Source organism: Burkholderia sp. FW306-1C-G01B, from assembly GCF_058781685.1.
Map to the genome: position 1 here is coordinate 120,989 of NZ_JBYSWZ010000016.1, position 20,957 is coordinate 141,945.

At 68.0% G+C, this 20,957-nt stretch carries 19 protein-coding genes; 4 read left to right on the plus strand and 15 right to left on the minus strand.

Annotation, left to right across the window (positions count from 1 at the left end):
* Positions 1 to 45: 45 nt before the first annotated feature.
* The 5 genes from AC3WLY_RS28095 to AC3WLY_RS28115 form a co-directional block, all read right to left on the minus strand.
* Positions 46 to 1,464 (minus strand): MFS transporter, encoded by a 1,419-nt coding sequence (locus AC3WLY_RS28095; RefSeq protein ID WP_425131062.1) that lies wholly within the window; start codon positions 1,462 to 1,464, stop codon positions 46 to 48.
* Between the two features lie 368 nt (positions 1,465 to 1,832).
* Complete coding sequence (locus tag AC3WLY_RS28100) at positions 1,833 to 2,672, minus strand: ABC transporter permease (protein ID WP_175958704.1); 840 nt, start codon at positions 2,670 to 2,672, stop codon at positions 1,833 to 1,835.
* A 33-nt stretch (positions 2,673 to 2,705) separates the two neighbouring features.
* A complete protein-coding gene (locus AC3WLY_RS28105; protein WP_492308526.1) occupies positions 2,706 to 3,959 on the minus strand; it encodes an ABC transporter permease in 1,254 nt (417 codons plus the stop codon).
* 99 nt (positions 3,960 to 4,058) lie between these two features.
* Positions 4,059 to 5,105 (minus strand): ABC transporter substrate-binding protein, encoded by a 1,047-nt coding sequence (locus tag AC3WLY_RS28110; protein ID WP_175958703.1) that lies wholly within the window; start codon positions 5,103 to 5,105, stop codon positions 4,059 to 4,061.
* A 77-nt stretch (positions 5,106 to 5,182) separates the two neighbouring features.
* A complete protein-coding gene (locus AC3WLY_RS28115; RefSeq protein WP_492308525.1) occupies positions 5,183 to 6,280 on the minus strand; it encodes an ABC transporter ATP-binding protein in 1,098 nt (365 codons plus the stop codon).
* A gap of 186 nt (positions 6,281 to 6,466) precedes the next feature.
* Between AC3WLY_RS28115 and pdxR the strand changes: the two genes are divergently transcribed.
* The gene (gene pdxR / locus AC3WLY_RS28120; RefSeq protein ID WP_175958702.1) at positions 6,467 to 8,005 is read left to right on the plus strand and encodes a MocR-like pyridoxine biosynthesis transcription factor PdxR; all 1,539 of its coding nucleotides are present in this window, start codon (positions 6,467 to 6,469) and stop codon (positions 8,003 to 8,005) included.
* Between the two features lie 27 nt (positions 8,006 to 8,032).
* Here pdxR and AC3WLY_RS28125 read toward each other — a convergent pair whose 3' ends face one another.
* From AC3WLY_RS28125 to AC3WLY_RS28145, 5 genes are all read right to left on the minus strand, one after another.
* Positions 8,033 to 9,067, minus strand: a complete 1,035-nt coding sequence (locus AC3WLY_RS28125; protein WP_492308496.1) for a lipase secretion chaperone — start codon at positions 9,065 to 9,067, stop codon at positions 8,033 to 8,035.
* A gap of 3 nt (positions 9,068 to 9,070) precedes the next feature.
* On the minus strand, positions 9,071 to 10,165 hold the full coding sequence (locus tag AC3WLY_RS28130) for a triacylglycerol lipase (RefSeq protein WP_425131063.1): 1,095 nt from the start codon (positions 10,163 to 10,165) through the stop codon (positions 9,071 to 9,073).
* Between the two features lie 220 nt (positions 10,166 to 10,385).
* Positions 10,386 to 12,518, minus strand: a complete 2,133-nt coding sequence (locus AC3WLY_RS28135; RefSeq protein WP_492308495.1) for a TonB-dependent copper receptor — start codon at positions 12,516 to 12,518, stop codon at positions 10,386 to 10,388.
* An 83-nt stretch (positions 12,519 to 12,601) separates the two neighbouring features.
* Positions 12,602 to 12,970, minus strand: coding sequence for a DUF2946 domain-containing protein (locus tag AC3WLY_RS28140; protein WP_204422600.1), 369 nt, complete (start codon positions 12,968 to 12,970; stop codon positions 12,602 to 12,604).
* Between the two features lie 156 nt (positions 12,971 to 13,126).
* Positions 13,127 to 13,663, minus strand: coding sequence for a cytochrome b (locus tag AC3WLY_RS28145; RefSeq protein ID WP_175958697.1), 537 nt, complete (start codon positions 13,661 to 13,663; stop codon positions 13,127 to 13,129).
* A gap of 226 nt (positions 13,664 to 13,889) precedes the next feature.
* Between AC3WLY_RS28145 and AC3WLY_RS28150 the strand changes: the two genes are divergently transcribed.
* Complete coding sequence (locus AC3WLY_RS28150) at positions 13,890 to 14,528, plus strand: Pr6Pr family membrane protein (protein WP_175958696.1); 639 nt, start codon at positions 13,890 to 13,892, stop codon at positions 14,526 to 14,528.
* A gap of 58 nt (positions 14,529 to 14,586) precedes the next feature.
* On the opposite strand, the gene AC3WLY_RS28155 is transcribed toward AC3WLY_RS28150, so the two are convergent.
* Positions 14,587 to 15,318: a peptidoglycan DD-metalloendopeptidase family protein gene (locus AC3WLY_RS28155; RefSeq protein WP_175958695.1), complete on the minus strand. Its 732-nt coding sequence runs from the start codon at positions 15,316 to 15,318 to the stop codon at positions 14,587 to 14,589.
* Positions 15,319 to 15,740: 422 nt separating this feature from the next.
* Between AC3WLY_RS28155 and AC3WLY_RS28160 the strand changes: the two genes are divergently transcribed.
* A complete protein-coding gene (locus AC3WLY_RS28160; protein ID WP_072439461.1) occupies positions 15,741 to 16,061 on the plus strand; it encodes a hypothetical protein in 321 nt (106 codons plus the stop codon).
* Positions 16,062 to 16,173: 112 nt separating this feature from the next.
* Here the strand turns inward: AC3WLY_RS28160 and AC3WLY_RS28165 are convergent, their stop codons facing one another.
* From AC3WLY_RS28165 to AC3WLY_RS28180, 4 genes are all read right to left on the minus strand, one after another.
* The gene (locus AC3WLY_RS28165; protein WP_175958694.1) at positions 16,174 to 16,518 is read right to left on the minus strand and encodes a DUF4148 domain-containing protein; all 345 of its coding nucleotides are present in this window, start codon (positions 16,516 to 16,518) and stop codon (positions 16,174 to 16,176) included.
* Positions 16,519 to 16,716: 198 nt separating this feature from the next.
* A complete protein-coding gene (gnd, locus tag AC3WLY_RS28170; protein ID WP_072439460.1) occupies positions 16,717 to 18,129 on the minus strand; it encodes an NADP-dependent phosphogluconate dehydrogenase in 1,413 nt (470 codons plus the stop codon).
* A gap of 97 nt (positions 18,130 to 18,226) precedes the next feature.
* Positions 18,227 to 18,868, minus strand: coding sequence for a DUF938 domain-containing protein (locus AC3WLY_RS28175; protein WP_492308494.1), 642 nt, complete (start codon positions 18,866 to 18,868; stop codon positions 18,227 to 18,229).
* The gene (locus AC3WLY_RS28180) at positions 18,865 to 19,761 is read right to left on the minus strand and encodes an NAD-dependent protein deacetylase (RefSeq protein ID WP_310140556.1); all 897 of its coding nucleotides are present in this window, start codon (positions 19,759 to 19,761) and stop codon (positions 18,865 to 18,867) included. The genes AC3WLY_RS28175 and AC3WLY_RS28180 overlap by 4 nt, the downstream gene beginning before the upstream one ends.
* A 1,024-nt stretch (positions 19,762 to 20,785) precedes the next feature.
* Here AC3WLY_RS28180 and AC3WLY_RS28185 point away from each other — a divergent pair.
* Entirely contained in the window at positions 20,786 to 20,923 is a 138-nt protein-coding gene (locus tag AC3WLY_RS28185; RefSeq protein ID WP_244137168.1) for a hypothetical protein, read from the plus strand.
* Positions 20,924 to 20,957: the final 34 nt, after the last annotated feature.

Genomic DNA, 20,957 nt, shown 5'->3' on the forward strand with positions numbered 1-20,957 from the left:
CGCCGGCCTTGTCGCCTTCAGGTCGCGCGGAATTCGCGCATCACCCTACTCCGTCGCACGCTCGTTCACAGGCTCCGGCGCGGCCGGCACACCGCTCCGATGCGACGGTGCAAACAGCCGCAATCCGCTCGCGACGCTCGCAGCACCTGCGAAACCCGCGCCGAGCATCAGCGCGAGCGTCGGCCCGTGACGCCCCGCGATCCCGAACGACAGCGCGACGAGCGCCGCGCCCGTTGCCTGCCCGATCAGCCGCGCGGTCGCGATGATTCCGCTCGCGCCGCCGCTGCGCTCGGGCGGCGCGCTCGACATCAGCGCCTTCAGGTTCGGCGACTGGAAGAAGCCGAAGCCCGCGCCGCACAGCATCATCCGCCAGCCGATGTCGAATACGTTCGGCGCCGCCGGCAGTGCGGCGAGCGACACCATGCCCGCGCTCAGCAGCGCGAGCCCGATCGCACCGAGCAGGCCGGCCGGGTATCGATCCGACAGGCGGCCCGCGATCGGCGCGGCGAGCGCGACGATCGCCGACCACGGCGTCATCAGGAACCCCGTCTCGACCGCGTTGCGATGCAGGACGGTTTCGAAATAGAACGGCAGCGACACGAACGCGAGCCCCTGCGCGGCGAACGCGCACACGGCGGTCAGCGCGGACAGCGTGAACACGGGTCGGCGAAACAGATCGACCGGCAGCATCGGCGCCGGGTGCCCTGCCTGGCGGCGGATCAGCAGCCAGCCGAACGCGAGCGCAACCGCCGCCGCCGCGAACACGACGGAAAGCGGCCCGCGCTGCGCGAATTCGCCGAGCGCGAAGATCAGCGACGCGAACGTGATCACGTTGAACAGTGCGGCAACCGGATCGAACGCATGCTTGCCGCGCGCCGTCTGCGGCAGCGACGGAATCGCCACGGCGAGCGCGAACACGCCGAGCGGCACGTTCACCGCGAACAGCCACGGCCATGCGGCGACCGACAGGATCAGCGACGCGATCGTCGGCCCCACCGCGAACGACACGCCGACGACGAGCGCGTTGAAGCCGACTCCGCGCCCGAGCCGGTGCGCGGGAAACAGGCCGCGGATCAGCGCGACGTTGACGCTCATGATCGCGCTCGCGCCGAAGCCCTGCACGATCCGCGCGGCCGTCAGCATCGGCAGCGTCGACGCGAGCGAACAACCGAGCGATGCGAGCGTGAACACCGCGAGCCCGGCGATATACACGCGCTTGTGGCCGACGATGTCGCCGAGCGACGCGAACGGCAGCAGCGTCGCGACCATCGCGAGCTGGTACGCATTGATGATCCACACGGACGCGGCCGGCGACGCATGCAGGTCGGCGGCGATCGCGGGCAGTGCGGTGTTCGCGATCGCGGTGTCGAGCGTCGCGAGCGCGACGGCCAGCAGCACGGCGGACATCGCGCGCCAGTTGACGGCCGGCTCCCGGGCGCCGGCGGAGGATGCGAATTCGGACAAGATGAGGCTCGGCTGACGGGCGACGCGCGGCGTCGCGGATTGAGCGGCGCGGCGGCGTGCGTTCCGGACGGCAGGACCGGCGCGCGCGCAGCCGCGATCCGTATTGTTGCAGAGCCGCATCGAACGTGCAGGCGGCCGCCTCGTCAGTCAGCGAAACGAAAGCTTGCGCGATGCCGTGCTTGACGCGCGGCATCGTTGAGCGCACAACGATCGACGATCCGGCACGCCGGCTGGCCTTCCGGGCGCGTGCCCGTCCTCGTCGTGCCGGCGCGGGCGGCCGGCCCGGCCGCGTCTGCCGGCGGCACCGCGCATCGGAACCCGATGCGCCGATGCGCGGCGTGCGTGCGCCGCCGTCGCGCCAAATCGGATCAGGTCACCGCGCGCCGCGCATTGCGTCCGCGCAGCCATTCGAGCGCGAGCAGCAGGCTCGTCGAGAAGATGATCAGGATCGTCGCGAGCGCGGCGATCGTCGGGCTGATGTTCTCGCGGATGCCCGTGAACATCTGGCGCGGCAGCGTCGTCTGGTCCGCGCCCGCGAGAAACAGCGTGACGACCACTTCATCGAACGACGTCGCGAACGCGAACAGCGCGCCCGACATCACGCCCGGCGCGATCACCGGCAGCGTCACGCGGAAGAAGGTCGACACCGGATTCGCGCCGAGCGACAGGCTCGCGCGTACGAGATTCTGGTTGAAACCCTGCAGCGTCGCCGCGACCGTCGTCACGACGAACGGCACGCCGAGTGCCGCGTGCGCGGCGATCAGCCCCGTATAGGTATTCGCGAGCCCGAGCGGCGCGAAGAACAGGTACATGCCGACGCCGACCACGACGACCGGCACGATCATCGGCGACAGCAGCACGGCCATCAGCAGCGCCTTGCCGCGGAAGTCGGCCTTCGTGAGGCCGATCGCGGCGAGCGTGCCGAGCACGGTCGCGACGACGGTTGCCGACGGCGCGACGATGAAGCTGTTCTTCGCGGCCATCCGCCACTCGTCCGACGCGATCAGGTTCTCGTACCAGCGCATCGAGAAGCCCGGGATCGGATAGACGAGGAACGTGCTCGACGAAAACGACAGCGGCACGATCGCGAGCACCGGCAGGATCAGGTACAGCAGCGTCAGCACGACGAGCACGCGCAATGCGACGTACCACGCGCGCTCGACGAACGACATGTGCGGCGCGAACAGCGGCCTGGCGAGCAGTTTCATGGTCGAATCCCTTTCCGTTCCGTTGTTGCGCGCTTAGCCGAGGCTCACGTTCGAGCGGGTGAAGCGGCCGTAGATCGCGTACAGCACGAGCGTCGCCGCGAGCAGCAGCCCGCCAAGTGCGCACGCCATGCCCCAGTTGATCGTCACGTTCGTGAAGTACGCGACGTAGTAGCTGACCATCTGGTCGTTCGGCCCGCCGAGCAGCGCAGGCGTGATGTAGTAGCCGATCGCGAGGATGAACACGAGCAGCGCGCCCGCGCCGACGCCCGGATAGGTCTGCGGCACGTACACGCGCCAGAACGCGGCGAACGGATGGCTGCCGAGCGACACGGCCGCGCGCTGGTAGGTCGGCGGGATCGACTTCATCACGCTGTACAGCGGCAGGATCATGAACGGCAGCAGGATGTGCGTCATCGAGATATACACGCCGACGCGGTTGAACAGCAACGTCAGCGGATGCGAGATCAGCCCGCTGCCGATCAGCGCCGTGTTGATGAGCCCTTCGCTCTGCAGCAGCACGATCCACGCGGCGACGCGCACGAGCACCGACGTCCAGAACGGAATCAGCACGAGAATCATCACGAGGTTCGCACGCCGCTCCGACAGCGTCGAGATCCAGTATGCGAGCGGGTAGCCGAGCAGCAGCGCGAACAGCGTGACCGCGACGCCGATCACGAACGTGCGGCCGAAGATCGCGAGATAGATCGACTGGTCGGGATCGGCCTGCACGAGGTGGCCGAAGCCGTCCTGTCTGTGGTCGAGCGCGGCGAGCAGGTAGAACGGCGAAACCGTGCTGCCGTTCTTCGCGATGGCCTGCCAGTACGCCGTGTCCCCCCAGCGCGAATCGAGTTCGACGAGTTTCGTGCGCGTCTGCGCAGGCGTGAGCGTCGATTCATTGTCGCCCTTCAGCGGCATCGCGCGCGCCGTCTTCGCGACGAGCGAGCGATAACCGGGGATCTCGGTGTTCAGGCGCCGCGCGAGCGCGCCCATCGCCTCGCTGTCGGCCACCTTCGTCATGTCGGCCGCGAGCGCGACATACGCGGCGTCGGCCGGCGGCGCCTTGCGGTCCCAGCCCGACAGCGCGGTGACCGTGTTCGGCAGCGCGGTCGCGATCTCGGGGTTCTGCACCGCGCGCGTGAGCAGCGTGCCGATCGGTACGACGAAGATCAGCAGCAGGAAAATCGCGAGCGGCGCGACCAGCAGCAGCGCCATCGTGCGCTTGCGGGCCTCGGCAGCCTTCAGCTCGCGCTTGAGCGCGGCGCCCGACGAGGAAGGCGCGATCGTCATCGTATTCAACGGGTCTCTCCGGCCGGGCACGCTCCGGCGGAATGCCGCGCGACGCGATCGACGCGCCGCGCGGCTGGTTGCATCAGGATGCCTGAACGATTACTTCGTCGCCCATGCGGCGAAGCGCTGCTCGAGCTCGTCGCTGTGGTCGGTCCAGAAGCCGATATCTTCCAGCACCGCGTTCTTGCCGTTGGCCGGCGAGTTCGGCAGGTTCGCGAGCGTCTTCGCGTCGAGCGACTTGATCGCGGCGATGTTCGCGGGGCCGTACGCGATGTGCTGCGCATACGCCTGCTGCGGCTTCGGCGTCAGCGAATACGCGATGTACTGCTCGGCCAGCGCCTTGTTCGGCGAGCCCTTCGGAATCGCCCAGTAGTCGAGGTCGTAGATGCTGCCGTTCCACACGACCTTCAGGTTCTTGCCTTCCTTCTGTGCGGCATCGATGCGGCCGTTGTACGCGGTCGACATCACGACGTCGCCGGCGACGAGGAACTGCGGCGGCTGCGCGCCCGCTTCCCACCACTGGATGTACGGCTTCAGCTCGTCGAGCTTCTTGAACGCGCGGTCCTGGCCGGCCTTCGTGCCGAGCACCTTGTACACGTCCTTCGTCGCGACGCCGTCGGCCATCAGCGCGAATTCGAGGTTATAGCGCGCGCCCTTGCGCATCCCGCGCTTGCCGGGGAATTTTTTCACGTTCCAGAAATCGGCCCAGCCGGTCGGTGCCGACTTCAGCTTGTCCGCGTTGTACGACAGCGCCGTCGACCAAACGAAGAAGCCGACGCCGCACGCTTGCGGCGATTCCGGAATCAGGTCGGACTTCTTGGCGATCTTCGACCAGTCGAGCTTCTCGTACAGCCCTTCGTCGCAACCGCGGTTCAGGTCGCCCGATTCGACTTCGACCACGTCCCAGTTGACGTGCTTCGCCTCGACCATCGCCTTCACCTTCGCCTGCTCGCCGTTGTATTCGACGGCGGTGACCTTGTTGCCGGTTGCCTTCTCGAACGGCTGGTTGAACGCGACCTTCTGCGCGTCGCCGTTCGCGCCGCCGAAGTTGACGACCGTGAGTTCGGCGGCCGTTGCCGATGCGCCGACTACGGCGAACGCCAGTGCCAGCGCGGTGCGGCGCGCCGTGAAGCTTGCTCGTTTCATGATGGTTCCTCTCCTCTCGTGGTGGAAGTGGGCAGTTGTTGTTGACGACGTGCTGCGGTAAATCGGGGAAACCCTGCTCATGCGAACACGCGCAGGTGCTCGGGCGCGAATGCAAGCGAGACCGGCGCGCCGGGAGAGAACGCATCGAGCGCGCCGGTGCCGAGCGGCACCTTCACGAAGCATTCGTCCTGGCCCGGCAGCGCGCAGCGCATGCGCACGTGATCGCCGAAATAGATGAGGCTGCGCGCCTCGCCGGTCAGCCGGTTCGCGGCTGCGCCGCTCGCGTGCCCGTTCGCGGCGAGGCTCATGCGTTCGGGGCGGATGCACGCGACGGCCGACGCGCCCTCGGCGGCTTCGCCGATATGGCGGCCGACGAGCTTCGTGCCGTCGTCGAGCCGGAACTCGCAGAATTCGCCGTCGACGCTCGCAATGGTGCCGCGCAGCCGGTTGCTGTCGCCGATGAAGTTCGCGACGAATTCGTTGCACGGCGATTCGTACAGGCGGTCGACGGTGTCGAGCTGCTGCACGATGCCCTTGTCGAACACGGCCACACGATCGGACATCGTCAGCGCCTCGCCCTGGTCGTGCGTCACGTACACGAAGGTCACGCCGAGCTTCTCGTGCAGCGCCTTCAGTTCGTACTGCATGTGTTCGCGCAACTGCTTGTCGAGCGCGCCGAGCGGCTCGTCCATCAGCACGAGCTTCGGCTCGAACACGAGCGCACGCGCCAGCGCGATACGCTGCTGCTGGCCGCCCGACAGCTGCGCCGGATAGCGTTTCGCGAAGCGCTCCATCTGCACCATCTTCAGCGCATGCGCGACGCGCTCCGTGCGCTCGGCGGCCGGCAGCTTGCGCACGGTCAGCGGATACGCGACGTTCTGCTCGACCGTCAGGTGCGGGAACAGCGCGTAGTTCTGGAACACCATGCCGATGTTGCGCTTGTGCGGCGGCACGTTGTTCAGGAGTTCGCCGTCGAGGCGGATCTCGCCGCCGGTCGGAAACTCGAAACCGGCGAGCATCATCAGGCAGGTCGTCTTGCCCGAGCCCGACGGCCCGAGCAGCGTCAGGAATTCCCCTCGGTGGATATCGAGGTCGAGCGATTTGACGACCAGCGTTTCACCGTCATAGGTCTTCCGCACGCCGCGAAAGCTGACGATCACATCATCGGACTTCATCATGCTGTCCCCTTGCGTCGCGACAATCGTTTATGAATGCCCCCTAACCTGCCGCTTCGCGGCAGGCCCCCCGAGGGGTCAAGAAAACTTGGGGCGGCCCGGCGTTTTCTTGCGAGATGCGTTCCACTATACGGTGCGCACGGTTCTATACTAGGGAACCATTTCAATATTCCAAGTAGGACCACTTTGGATACCGTGATCCTTGCCGACTGGCTCTCCGCCCGCCTCGACCGCGGCTCGTCCGAGCCGATGTACCGGCAGTTGCTGCAACAGATGCAGCAGGCCATCCTGACCGGGGAATTGGGGCCAGGAACAAAATTGCCCAGTTCCCGGACGCTCGCGGCGGACCTGTCGATCGCGCGCAATACCGTGCTGCACGTGTACGACCAGTTGACGGCCGAAGGCTATGTGCTGACGACAACCGGCAGCGGCACCTACGTGGCCGACACGCGGCCGGACGCCGCCGCGATTCGCGCGCCGGGCGGCGCACCGCCCGAGGCCGGTACGCCGCCGTCCGACGCCGGTACGCTGCCGCCGCCGGACGCGCAGGGCAGCCTGTCGATGCGCGGCCGGCAACTGATCGAGCACGCGGGCGTGTCGCGGCGCCAGTGGGGCGCGTTCATGCCGGGCGTGCCGGACGTGTCGGAGTTTCCGAGCCGCACGTGGAGCCGCCTGCAGGCGCGGCTGTGGAAGGAGGCGAACCCCGAGCTGCTGACCTATGCGCCCGGCGGCGGCTACCGGCCGTTACGGCGCGCGCTCGCCGATTACCTGCGCGTCGCGCGCTCGGTCAAATGCTCGCCGGACCAGGTGATCATCACGACCGGCATTCATCAGTCGATCGATCTCGCGGTGCGGCTGCTGTCCGACATCGGCGATCGCGCGTGGGTCGAGGAACCGTGCTACTGGGGCGTGCGCAGCGTATTGCAGGCGGCCGGCCTCACGCTCGCGCCGGTGCCTGTCGACCAGGAAGGGCTCGCGCCGCGTGCCGGCGACATGCAGCATCCGCCGCGGCTCGTGCTCGTCACGCCGTCGCATCAGTACCCGCTCGGGATGGTGATGAGCCTCGCGCGGCGCCGGATGCTGCTCGAATACGCGCGCCAGCACCGCTGCTGGATCATCGAGGACGACTACGACAGCGAATTCCGCTACGGCAGCCGCCCGCTCGCGTCGCTGCAGGGGCTCGACGACGGCGGCCGCGTGATCTACGTCGGCAGCCTCGGCAAGATGCTGTTCCCGGGCCTGCGGATGGGCTACATGGTCGTGCCCGAGCATCTGGTCGATACCTTCCGCACCGGGCTGTCGGAGCTGTACCGCGAGGGCCAGCTGATGCAGCAGGCCGTGCTCGCCGAATTCATCATGGACGGCCACCTGACTTCGCACGTCAGGCGCATGCGCACGCTGTACGGCGAGCGCCGGCAACTGATGATCGACGCGATCCGCGCGCGCTTCGGCGACGCACTGCCCGTGATGGGCGACGAGGCCGGCCTGCACCTGGTGCTCGGCCTGCCCGACACGTGCGACGATCGCGCGGTCACGCAGAGCGCGTTCGACGCGGGCGTGATCGTACGCCCGCTCACCAGCTACTACAGCAACCTCGACACCGCTCGGCGCGGCCTGCTGCTCGGCTATGCGTGCGTCCCGCACGAAAGCATCGGGCCCGCGTTCGACACGCTCGCGGATACCATCGAGCAGCATCTGCCGCGGCACATTACGCGCGCGGCATAGGAGCGGTCACATGCGACGGCGCCCGCGTTACTGCGCGCTGCCCGCGCCGCGATCGAGCGACGCCGCGCGCACGGCTTCGCCGGGCTTCGTGAACACGCGCTGCCGCAGTGCGGCGATCTGCGCGTCGCGGTCCGGCGGCGACAGGCCGGCCGACTCGATCTGCGCACGCTGCGCCGCATAGTCCGCGTAGCGGCTCTGCCACGATGCGTCGTCCTGCTGCATCTGCGCGACGCGCGCGGCGGCCTCGGGCCCGAGCGTCTGCGTCAGTTGCGCGCGCATCGCATCGGGCGTCGCCCCACTCTTCTGCAACTGCGCGATCTGGTCGATTGCGGCCCGCTGCCGGTCGACCCGCTGCTGCGCCATGCGTTCGTCGGCCGGCATCTGCTGCTCGAGCGCCGCGAGCCGTTCGGCTTTCTGTGCATCGGTCAGCGTGCGATCCTGCGCGATCTTCAGCCGTGCGAGATCGTAGCGCTGCCGCCACTGCTCCGCGCCGAAGAACGGCTGGCTCCAGTCGCCGAGCGTGCGATACGCGATCGACGCGCGCTGGTCGAGCGCGAGCTGCAGCGCGCCCAGGTCGGACTTGTCGACCGCCCCGGCGTCGCGCAGTTTCGCGAGCGCGTCGAGATACGCGCGATACCGGCGCCACACGTCGAGCGCGTCGGCTTGCGCAGCCGTGCCATCGAGCTGCGCGGCAATCTCGCGCGCGACGAGCGCATCGAGCGCGGCCGCGCTGAGGTCGCTCTGCGCGGTCAGGCAGTAGTCGAAGAAATCGCGCACCGCGCGCACCTTCGCGAGATGGCCGCCCGCATCGAGCGGCAGCCGCGGCGCACTGGAACCGGCCAGCGACGACGGCAGGCCCGCGCGCGCCGGCACGGCGGCCTGCGGCGGTGCCGCAGCCACGCCGCCCACCGCCGCCGCATCGGGCGACTCGCCGGCGCTACCCGTACCGCGATGCCATCCCGCCCCGCTCCACATCGCGACGCCGGCGATCGCCGCCAGCCCCACGACACCGTAGACCGCAGCGCGCCGCGCCAGCGGCGCGCGCCCTTCACGTGCCATCATCGATTACACGCCCGCCAGCTTCAGCCTGTTCGCATGCGTGCGGATCACCGCGACCGGATCTTCCGCATACGCGCCGCGCACGCCGAGCAACTGGTTGATCTCGTCGATATGGTTCCACTTGTAGCTCGTGCTCAGCACCTTGCCGTACAGCGCGCTGCACTTCGACACGAGCCCGTCGTTCTGGCCCGAGCCGCGGTTGATCATCACCGTGCCCGTGCCGAACAGCGCGAGCGTCGACAGGTCGAGCGCGTTCGCCGGGTCGACGAGCGGAAGGGTGCTCGTGTCCGTCGCACCCGTGACACCGAACACGGAGAGCGTCGGCTGGATCGCCGTGCCGGCCCACGAATACAGCAGATGCGTGTTGCCGCCGACGGTTTCCGTCGGCGCGCCGGTCTGGCAACTTCCCGGTGCGCCAAGGCCCGCGCTCGGATAGTTCTGGTTGTACGTGGCGGCCTGTGCGGTCGTCAGCGTTTTCAGCGACGCGAGCGCGTCCTGGTTCGTGTTGTGGCTGCTGCTCGTCAGGATTCCGAACACATTGACGAACGCGGCGATCACCGATGACGAAAGCCCGGTCGGATCGTATGCGAGCACGCTCTGCACGAAGTCGGCGAACTCGGAGCCGCGATGCGGCGTGCCGATCGTCGTCACCGACGCGACGAGATCGGGCGCGACGGCCGCGACATAACGCGACGTGAGCCCGCCCTGGCTGTGACCGACGAGATTGACCTTGGTCGCGCCCGTCGCGGCGAGCACCGTCTTCACGTAAGCGAGCAACTGTTCGCCGCGCCCGTTCGGGCCGTCATCGCTCTGGAAACCCGACAGGTTCGCGACGTAGACGGTCGCGCCATGCTGCTGCAGGTCTTCCTGGATGCCGTACCAGTACTCGAGCACGCCCGCGTACTTGTCGGTGCCGGTGAGCCCGTGCACGAGGATGATCGGATAACGCGTCGTCGCGTAGTCGTCGGCGGGCGCGGTCGCCGCCATCGCCGCGCGCGTCGTCGCGAGCGTCATCAACGCAGTCGTCCCCGCGAACGGCGCGACGCTCATCGCGCATGCCACTGCCCCTGCCACCACCCTGGAACGCATCGATCTGGCCATGCATGTTCTCCTGATTATTGTGCTGCCGGTACGAATGAGATCGGATCGACGCACTCGGCGCCCTCGCGTGCGCAGTGATCGTCGAATGCCGGAGTGAAGCACGACTGGCCAACGTTTGCGCCCCGACTAGACACGGTTCTCTAATCGGTTGACGCGCCCCACCCGTTCGGGCGGGGCCGCGATCATGCGCGCGCATGCTGCAACGCACACGCGCAACGCGCTACAGCTTTGCGCTCACGCGTACCCATGCGGTACGGCCCGGCTCCATCACCGGCGCGTTCGCCGGATAGCCGAAGCCGGCATTGCCGGCGAGGTTCAGATGCTCGGTGTAGGCCTTGTTCAGCACGTTGTCGACGCCGACCGAGACCTGCACGGTCTTGCTGACGTTGTACTGCGTATGCAGCGACAGCACGCCGAATCCGGCGCTCGGGCCGAAGTCCTTGCCGACCACGTTGCCCTCGTTCAGCGCATAACGATGCTGCGGCGCAACGATCCGCCACAGCCCGCCGGCCGACCACGCGCCGCGCGTGTATTCGAGCCCGATGCGCGCCTCGAGCGGCGGCATCTGCGGCAGCGGATCGCCGCTCGCCACGTTGCGCCCCCACGCATACGCGAGCGACGTCTCGACGCGCAGCGGCGCAACCGGCCGCCACGACACACCTGCTTCGCCGCCCATGATCTGCGCGTTGACGTTGGTCGCCTGCGTGGTCGGGCCCATCATGCCGGCCGCGTAGTTGAACAGGATGAAGTCCTGCACGTAGCCTGCGTAGGCCGACACCCACGCATCGAACCGGTCGCTCTTGTATTGCGCGCCGATGTCGAGCTGCGTGGTCTTCTCCGGCTGCACCGCCGAGAATGCGTTGACCGAACCGGCCGGCCCGCGCTTCGCGGAGAACAGCTCCCAGTAGTCGGGATAGCGCTGCGCATGACCGATCCCCGCGTACCACGTGACGGGCAGCGACGCGAGATCGCGCTCGTAGCGCACGAAGCCGCTCGGCAGCACGCGCGTGCGATCGTCGTCGAAGGTCGGGTTGGGTTTGCTCGCCATCATCCCGCTCGTCGTCGCGCGCTTGTCGCGTGCGCTCGCGTAGTCGACGCGCACGCCGCCGATCACGCGCGACACGTCGCTCGCGTACCACGTCAGCTCGCCGAACGCACCCGCGTTCCACATCGTCGCCTGCGCATCCCACGGCTGGTCGCCGTAGTTCTGCCGCCCCATCGCCGAGCGCGAATCGAGCCGGTTCGATTGCGCGTCGACGCCCGTCACGAGCTTGAAGTCGTCGCCGAAACGGAACGTCGCGGCGGCGCGCGCGCCGACCGTGCGGCGCCGCACCTCCGACGCCATCCGCATCGGCATGCTGCTGGTCGGGTCGGGCTGCCGCAACGTGGTGTTGTCCATCACGTGGTCGGCTTCGTTGTAGTACACGCGCGCCTCGATCCGGTCGAGCACGTCGCCGAGATGCCGCTTGTCGAACGACAGGCCGAACGTCTCGCGGCGGAAATGCGCGCCGTCCATCCCGCGGCCCGCATACTTCGCGTAGCCATCGCCCGTGCCGGCTGTCAGTTCGACCCGCGTGTGGTCGTCGGGCGTCCAGCCGAGCGCCGCATCGGCGTTCCACTTGTCCCACTGCGACGGCACCGTGTTGCCGTTGCCGTCCTTGTAGTCCTGCGAATGCGCGTGGTTCGCGCTCACGCGGCCATAGACGTCCGGCGTGCCGGCCGTCAGGTCGACGTTCTGGTCGTTACGGCCGAACGAGCCGCCGACGAGGCTGCCCTCGAAACGCATGCCCGGCTTGTCGAAACGCGGCGTCACACGCTCGAACAGCACGGTGCCGGCCGACGCGCCGGGACCGTACAGCACGGTTTGCGGCCCCTTCACGACGGTGACCTTGTCATAGCTTTCCGGCGCGATGTACGACGTCGGCGCATCCATCCGGTTCGGGCAGGCACCGAGCGTCGGCATCCCGTTCGCCAGGATATTCAGTCGCGACCCGAACATCCCGCGCAGCACGGGGTCGCCGTTCGTACCGCCGCTGCGGATGGACGTGAAACCGGGGATCGTCTTCAGGTAATCCGCGCCGTCGCTGGCGGGCAGCGGCTGGCGCGGCGCCTTCGGATCCGTGACGACGACGAGCGGCGTCGTCAGCGGCGACGCGACGACCTCGACGGGCGGCAGCAGCGCGGCCGAATCGTCCGCAGGCGCGCCGGCCGCGCGCGCCGTTTCGGCCGCGGCGGCGGTCGCGGCCAGCGCGCCGACGGCGAGCGCGGGAACGGTGAGTTTCAACATGCGCGGCACGCGCCGCGCACAGGCATTGCGTGACGCCCGCGGCGCACGCAACTGGAAAATGGTCATGATCGAAAGCCCGAGTGACGCCCTCCACGCGGCCTCGACGGGCCGCACGGATATCGGCGGTGGAAAGAACGGAAGACAGCGCGTCAGGCGCGCTCGGGCGGTGCGCGTGGATACGCGCGCGGATAGCGATCGGTGCGCGCCGCGACGGCTGGCGGCGCGGCGGCGGAAACGGAAACGACGGAAACGGAAGCGAACGACGCGGCGGCAGGCGCGCCGATCGCGGGGCTGTGCGCGAAGAATCCGCAATAGCCGCACGCATCGAGATGCAGCGCATGATCGTGCATGCGGCCCGCATCGGGCGACCGATGCGCGCCATGCTCTGCACTGCAGACGATCGCGTCGGGCGCGGCCGCCTGCGCGATGCGCCACTGCGACACCAGCGGCGCCGCGATCGCGAACCAGATCGCGAGCACGCCAAGCCAGGCGGTCAGGTGACGATGTCGGTGCAGCATGCGCGGCGGCGAGTAATCGGAATGTAAAAACAGCCGAGATGTTACAGAATGTTCGCCTCGATGGCCAGCCGCGGATGACGGTAAACGAAGCGGGGGCGCATGGTTGTCAACACAACCATGCGCCCCCGCCTGCTGCGCGCGTCCGGCGTGCGGCGATCAGGGCACCATGCGCCGCAGCACGTTATCGCGCCGGATGAAATGGTGGTACAACGTGGCCAGCGCATGCAGGCCGATCACGAAGTAGAACGCGTTGCCGATCAGTTCGTGCGCTTCCTTGATCGTCGGCCGCAACGCCTTGTCGGGGCCGAACAGCGTGAACGACACGCCGAGCCAGTCGAGCGACACCGGCTTGCCGCCCAGGTTGATCATCATGATGCCGAGCAGCGGCTGCGCGATGATGAACACGTAGAGCGCAAAATGCGCGAGCTTCGAGAGCCAGCGCAGCAGCGCGGCCTGCGGAATGGCTTCCGGCACGCGGCTGACGACCCGCCACAGCACACGCAGCACCGACAGCACGAGCACGAACGTGCCCGCGGTGAGGTGCACGTTCATCCAGAACACCCGGCTGTCGCTGCCTTTCGGCCCGCGGATCTCGATGGCCAGGTACGCCAGCGCCACCAGCAGGAAGATGGCCCAGTGGAAGAAGATCGCGGGCGAGCTGTAGCGCGTCTGTTTCGCGAGGATGTTTTTCATGCGTCGTCTCGTGTTGTATGCGGGGAGGGGCGCATGCCGCAACGGGCTCCGCGCCCGGCAGAGCTGCCACGATTGTAGCCGCACGGGCGTCCGATTTCCCTCGGCGCGGTCAAATATCCGACCAATCGTCAACACACACCGCGCGGCTGCCATATGGAAAATCCGCATCGCGCACGGGAACGGCTGTGGCACGATGAAGCTTTGGTGTCGACGTTGCGCGCGCATCATGAGCAAGGCGTTCTTCGTTGCGGCCTACCGGCTGACCGCCGCGTTGCTCGCGGTGTCCACGACGTTGCACAGCATCGCCGGCTACTGGGGCATGCCCGCGGTCCATCTCGGCAACTTCCTCAGCTATTTCACGCAACTGAGCAGCCTCTATGCGTCGGCGATACTGACCGCGGGGCTCTGGCGGATCGCGCGCCCCGGCTCGGCCCGCTACGAATCGATGCGCGGCGCGGCCGTTTTGTACGTGCTGATCACCGCGATCGTCTACGAACTCCTGCTCGCGCGGCTCGATGCGCTGCGCCATGTCACGCCGGCGTTCAACAACTGGGTGCTGCACCGGATCGTGCCGCTCGTCATGCTGTGCGACTGGCTGTACGTGGAGCCGCGCTCGCCGATCGCACGGCGCAGCGCGTTCGCGTGGCTCGGTTTTCCGGTCGTCTATCTCGGCTATACGCTCGTGCGCGGCGCGCTGGAGAACTGGTATCCCTACCCTTTCGTCGATCCGCGGCCGCACGGCTACCTGCCGGTCGCGATCCAGTGCTCGCTGATCGCGCTCGGCGCGGCGGCGCTCGCATTGGGCATCCGCTGGCTCGGCAATCACGCGAGACAGTCCGACACCGCGACGCTGAAGGAAGGATGAAGGCGAAAGAAGGCGGGAGCGTGTGCGCCGCCCGGCGCACACGCGGCGATGCGGCTCGTCAGCCGCCGTTGCGCGGCAGGAAGTTCATCGGATCGACGACCTTGCCGTTCTGGCGGACTTCGAACTCGAACGTCGAACGGCCGCTCGCGTCGGTGCCCATCTCGGCGACCGGCTGGCCCTGGCGCACCGCGTCGCCTTCGTTGACGAGCAGCTTGCCGTTGTGACCGTAGGCCGTGATGAGCCCGTTGTCGTGCTTCAGGATCACGAGCGGGCCGTACGCCTTGACGCCGGACCCGGCATAGACCACCCGCCCGTTCGCCGCGGCCCGCACCGAACGGTCGGGCCCGGACGCGGCGATCACGACGCCGCGCGTCTTGCCGGCCGCAAACGGCGCCGTGACGACGCCCGTGGCCGGCCATGCGAGCGAGCCCGGCTGCGCGGCCGCCGCGGGCGGCTGCCCGAATGACGTCGCGGCAGGCGGCGCGACGCGCAGCACCTGGCCGGGCGACACCGCGTCGGTAGGCGCCATGTGGTTCCAACTCGCCACGTCCTGCACGCGCTGCCCGTAGGCGTTCGCGATGCCCGCGAGCGTGTCGCCCGGGTTCACGCGGTAATAGCCTGCGATCACGCCCGGCGTCGCGGCCGACGTTGGCGCCGACGAACGCGCCGGCTGCCAGTTGTCGGTCCACGGCGTCAGCGTACAGCCCGACAGCGCGACGGCCGCGGCGACGAGCGCCGCCTGCGGCAGCCAGTGCGCCAGCGAATCGTGGATGGGAATAGTTTTTCTCAAGGGTCCTCCCGGATTTGCGTCGTTGCGCCGCCCACCGCCCTCCGGCGCGCGACGCACGATGTCCGGCCGGACGGCCGGACCAACCAGTATCCGACCGCTCTCGCGGCCGTCAGTTTCCACAGCGGAACGTCGGCGCGAACAGGCTCACCGGCCCCTTTTCCGCGTCGCTCCGACCGGCAAAGATACCATTTGTCGCGGTCAGGACCGCGACAGGCGCAGGTTCCGGCAACAATCTTGCGGCCTCGCCGATGCGGGCCGGCGGCCCGCGAACCGCACCGCGCGGGCCGTCCGGCGGCCCAGCCGCCGGTCTTCCGCCCGCGTCGCAGCCGTCTGCCGTCTCGGCTCCGTCACATTTTCCCCTTCGATCGCCGCCTATACTCGGTGATGCGCAGCGTAATCCAACGACAACGAGGAGCATGACAATGAACAATGCGACGTTTCTTTCCGTGCAGCTCAATGCGGACGATTTCGCCGGTTCCAGCGGCCTGGTCGAATTGCTCAACCGGCACCTGCTGTTCGCGACCGACGTCGCCGAGGCGGCCGATGCACTCGTCCAGTTGGCGAGCGTCGCGCACCTGACGGGCGCCACGCGCCACAGCGTCGAGCTGCCGGTCCTCGCGATCGAGCGGCTGCGCGACGCGCTCGACACGCTGAGCGGCTACGACGAAACGTGGCTGCAGGTACTGGAGCCGGCGGAAGCGCTGTTCCGGGAGATCGGGCGCGGCACGCGCCCGCTGCATTGACCGCCGCCGCGACACGCGCCACCAATGAAAACAGCCCGTCGTTCCGCTTTGCGGAACGACGGGCTGTTTGTACTACATGGGGTCGGGTCCGGCCGCCGGGGCGGCCGCGCCATTAACGACCCTTGTAGACCGGTGCGCCGTCAGCGATACGCTTGACTTGCCAGCCGGTCTTTGCAGCGGCCGGTACGCCGGATTCCTGCGCGGCGGCCGGTTGCGCGCCATAGCCGGTCGTGTCGGCGGCGGCGACGTTCTGTTGCGGGTTCACACGAGCTTCAGCTGCCTGGATGCCTGCCGGGTAGTCCGTGCGGTCGCTGCCCAGCTTGTAGCCGGCCTGTTGCAGTTGGACCAGTTCGGCCTTCACCTGCGCACGGGTAACGGGCGCGTTCTGTTGGGCGAACGAGACGGCGGGAACGGCGAGGACAGCAGCTGCAGCGAACGTTGCGATCAGCGATTTCATGATTACCTCCGGGATTTTTTTGCTCCGCCGCACACACCATGTCTGCAGCGATGGAACAGAGTTTAGTCCCGACGTCCCCTAGGGAAAACCATGAAAGAGCGAAAACACTGTTTCCCCGGAGCCAACAATGTCGGCATCCGGGATAGAAAAACCCTATTCAAAGAATAGATTTTCGCAACAATGCGCCCCGCGGGCCGGTTACGACCAGTTCGCGTGGAAGCTGCCCGGCTTGTCGGTACGCTCGAACGTGTGCGCGCCGAAGAAGTCGCGCTGCGCCTGCACGAGGTTCGCCGGCAGCCGCTCGGAACGGTAGCTGTCGAAGTACGCGACCGCCGACGCGAACGCCGGCACCGGCACGCCGGCCTTCACCGCGGCGACCACGACGTCGCGCAGCGATGCCTGGTAGTTCGCGGCGATGTCCTGGAAGTACGGATCGAGCAGCAGGTTCGCGAGCGCCGGATCCTTCGCGTAAGCATCCGTGATCTTCTGCAGGAAGCGCGCGCGGATGATGCAGCCCGCGCGGAAGATCTTCGCGATCGTCCCGAGGTCGAGATTCCAGCCGTACTCTTCGGACGCCGTGCGCAGCTGCGCGAAGCCCTGCGCGTACGAGATCACCTTGCTCAGGTACAGCGCGCGGCGCACCGCTTCGACGAACGCGGCGCGATCGCCGTCGAACGGCGCGGCAGCCGGGCCCGACAGGATCTTGCTGGCCGCGACGCGCTCGGTCTTCAGCGACGACAGCACACGCGCGAACACCGATTCCGTGATGAGCGGCAGCGGCACGCCGAGATCCAGCGCGTTCTGGCTCGTCCACTTGCCCGTGCCCTTCTGCGCGGCGCGATCGAGGATCACGTCGACGAGGTGCTTGCCGGTCTCTTCGTCCTTCTTGCCGAAGATCTTCGACGTGATCTCGATCAGGTAGCTGTCGAGCTCGCCCTGGTTCCATTCGGTGTACACCGCGCCGAGCTCGTCGTTGGTCAGGCCCGCGACGTTCTTCAGCACCGAGTAGCTTTCGGCGATCAATTGCATGTCGCCGTATTCGATGCCGTTGTGGACCATCTTCACGTAGTGGCCCGCACCATCCGGGCCCATGTACGCGACGCACGGCTCGCCGTCCGACGGCGCCTTCGCGGCGATCTGCTTGAGGATCGGCTCGACGAGGTCGTACGCGTCGCGCTGGCCGCCGGGCATGATCGACGGGCCGCGCAGCGCGCCCTCTTCGCCGCCCGACACGCCGGTGCCGATGAAATGCAGGCCCGATTGCGCGAGTTCCTGGTTGCGGCGAATCGTGTCGGTGAAGTGCGTATTGCCGCCGTCGATCAGCACGTCGCCCTTCTCGAGCAGCGGCTTGAGCGACGCGATCGTCGCATCGGTCGCCTCACCCGCCTTCACCATCATCAGGATCCGGCGCGGCGTTTCGAGCGACGCGACGAACTCCTCGAGCGTATGGGTCGGCACCAGGTTGCGGCCGGGGAATTCGGCGATCAGTTCGTCGGTTTTCTCGCGGCTGCGGTTGTACACCGATACCGCGTAACCGCGGCTCTCGATATTGAGTGCGAGATTGCGGCCCATCACCGCGAGCCCGATCACACCGATTGCTTGTTTGCCCATTAGTCAATTCTCCGGAAAAAACAGGGCGCGACCCGACCCGGGCCGCGCGCACAGGCGAAAGGATAGTGGAAACCCGGCGGCGATGCGCGCTTGCGTGTCATTGTTCCGCGTGCGGAAGCCGCCGGAACACGACGCTCAGGTTGTTCGCCGGCATCTCGACGACCTCGATGCAGTCGAGCCCGCGATCGAGTCCGAGCGCGACGACGGCCTCGAGATCGCGCACGCCCCACGACGGGTCGCGGCTTCGCAACTGCAGGTCGAACGCTTCGTTCGACGGCGCCGTATGCCGGCCCTCGCAACGATACGGGCCGTACAGGAACAGCACGCCGCCCGGCCGCAGCAGGCGCGACGCGCCCGCGAACAGCGCGTCGGTACAGGCCCACGGCGAGATGTGAATCATGTTGATGCAGACGATCGCGTCGAGCGCGTCGACCGGCCACGACGCGTCGCGCACGTCGAACGCCAGCGGCCCGGCAACGTTCGCGACGCCCGCATGCGCGATCCACGCGGCGATCGAGCGCCGCGCGTGCGCGTCGGGATCGCTCGGCTGCCAGCGCAGGCCCGGCAACGCCTGCGCGAAATGGACGACGTGCTGCCCCGTGCCGCTCGCGATTTCGAGCACGCTGCCGGTCGCCGGCAGCACGCGGCGCAACACGTCGAGGATCGGCCCGCGATTGCGTTCGGCCGCCGGCGCGGACAGCCGCGCGGACGGATCGGGCGAAGATGTCGGGCCGCTCACGATGCGTGCTCCGGTGCGTTGCCCGCGAAGCCCAGCCGCGCGGTGAGTGCGTCGAGCGCCGGTGCGCACTGCGCCTCGACCTTCAGCGTCAGCATCGGATCGGCGCGCGTATGACCGAGATTGAGCGCGGCAACCGGCTTGTGCTGCGCCTGCGCCCACACGCAGAAGCGGTACCCGGAATACACCATCAGCGACGACCCGACGACGAGCAAGGCATCGGCCGCATCGAGCGCCTGCGCGGCCAGCGTCACGCGCTCGCGCGGCACGTTCTCGCCGAAGAACACGACCGCCGGCTTCAGCAGGCCGCCGCACGCGGGACACGCCGGGATGCGGAACGTGTCGAGCGCGGCCCATTCGAGGTGCGCGTCGCCGTCGGCGGCCGGCTCGGCCTGCGCGCCCAGCAGATCGGGATTGTCGGCTTCGAGCACGGTCTGGATCGTCGCGCGCGCATGATGCGCGCCGCATTCGAGGCACGTCACGCCGTTGATCCCGCCGTGCAGCTCGATCACGTCGTCGCTGCCCGCACGCTGATGCAGGCCGTCGACATTCTGCGTGACGAGGCGCTCGATCCGGCCTGCGCGGCCGAGCCGCGCCAGCGCGTCGTGCGACCGGTTCGGCTGCGCGCGGCCGACGACGGGCCAGCCGATCATGCTGCGCGCCCAGTAGCGTCGCCGCGCCGCGTCGGAGCCGAGGAATTCGTGGAGCTGGATCGGCGGCGAGCGCATCCATTGGCCATTGCGGTCGCGATAGCCGGGAATGCCGGAATCGGTGCTGATGCCCGCGCCGGTCAGCACGAGCAGGCGCGGATGACGCTCGACAAACGTGTGCAGCGCGTCGAGCGCGGTCGGCTCGACACAAGCGGATGAGGGGTCGTGCAAGGCTTGATCGTTCATGTTGGCAACGCGTGAGCGGGCGCGCCGGCCAGCCGTGCAACCGCACGAGCGGCCCGCGCGCCAGCACATGATACAGAACGTCGCGCGATCCGGCCGGCGGCCCGCACGACAAACCCGCGTACAAAAAAAGACGCCCATCAGCCGCTCGGCGATGGGCGCTTCAACAATTGATCCATCGGGGTAGTGGATCAACTGACAGCACAATATTGCGGTGTCCGCCGCGCCGAGAATGGCGAACGCTTCCCCTGGACTACGCGTGTTCCGCGATGCCGCACGCATCGTTGCGCCACCGGCTTTCCCATGCAATCCGGTTCTTCGGGCCCGTCACGCCGACGCAATGCGCGGCGCGCGAACGCATCCGCCGCACGACGACTCGCGTTGCGCCGCGAAATGACGATCCGGGATCCAGGCCGGGGCCATCCGCATGCATTCGCGGTTCATCCCCGACGGCCGACCGGCACCGGTCGGCCTCGTGCGTCACGCATGCACGCCGTCGTTCGGAACGAACCCGATTGCCCGGATGGAACGGAAAGCCGCGCGCTCACGTCGCCGCGATCAACGGCGAAGCGAATACCCTGGCAGGTCGGCGATTCATATTTGCAACATGACACGTTGCGGTTCGGTCCCTTTTCATTCTCTTGTCCCCGTATTCGATACGTCCGACCCACTGAAGCGATCGCCGGGCCCGACTGCGCCTGCGATCGCGCTCACGGCACGCACAGATATGCAAGGAGCGCACCATGCTTCATGCCGCAAGGCCGCGCGGGCCGATGCAAGGCCTTCGACGGGGATCGTGCACCGGCGAGAAACGCGAACGTTTCGAAACTGAAACGCCCACCGCAGCGACGACGGGCGGCCTTGCCCGCCGGCTTGCCGCACCGGCCCCAGGCTGGCATCGCGACGTTGTTCCTGCGCGCCGCCGGCAGTCGTCTTACAATCGCCCGACAGTGGCGGTGCACGCATGACAGGACGCGTGCCCTTCGCACGGCTCTCCGCCGCCTGACCGGAAACCCATACTCGACGCATGCCTGACGCAAAAGACTGGCTGGATATCGACTACCGCACGCTGTTCTACAGCACCGACAGCGACAACCGCGCATCGCAACGCGTGGCGTCACGCCTGGGCCTCGCGCTGCGCGGCATGACGCTGCGGATCGCGTAGCGCCGTGCTCGGCGCGGGCCGCCCCGCTCCTGCC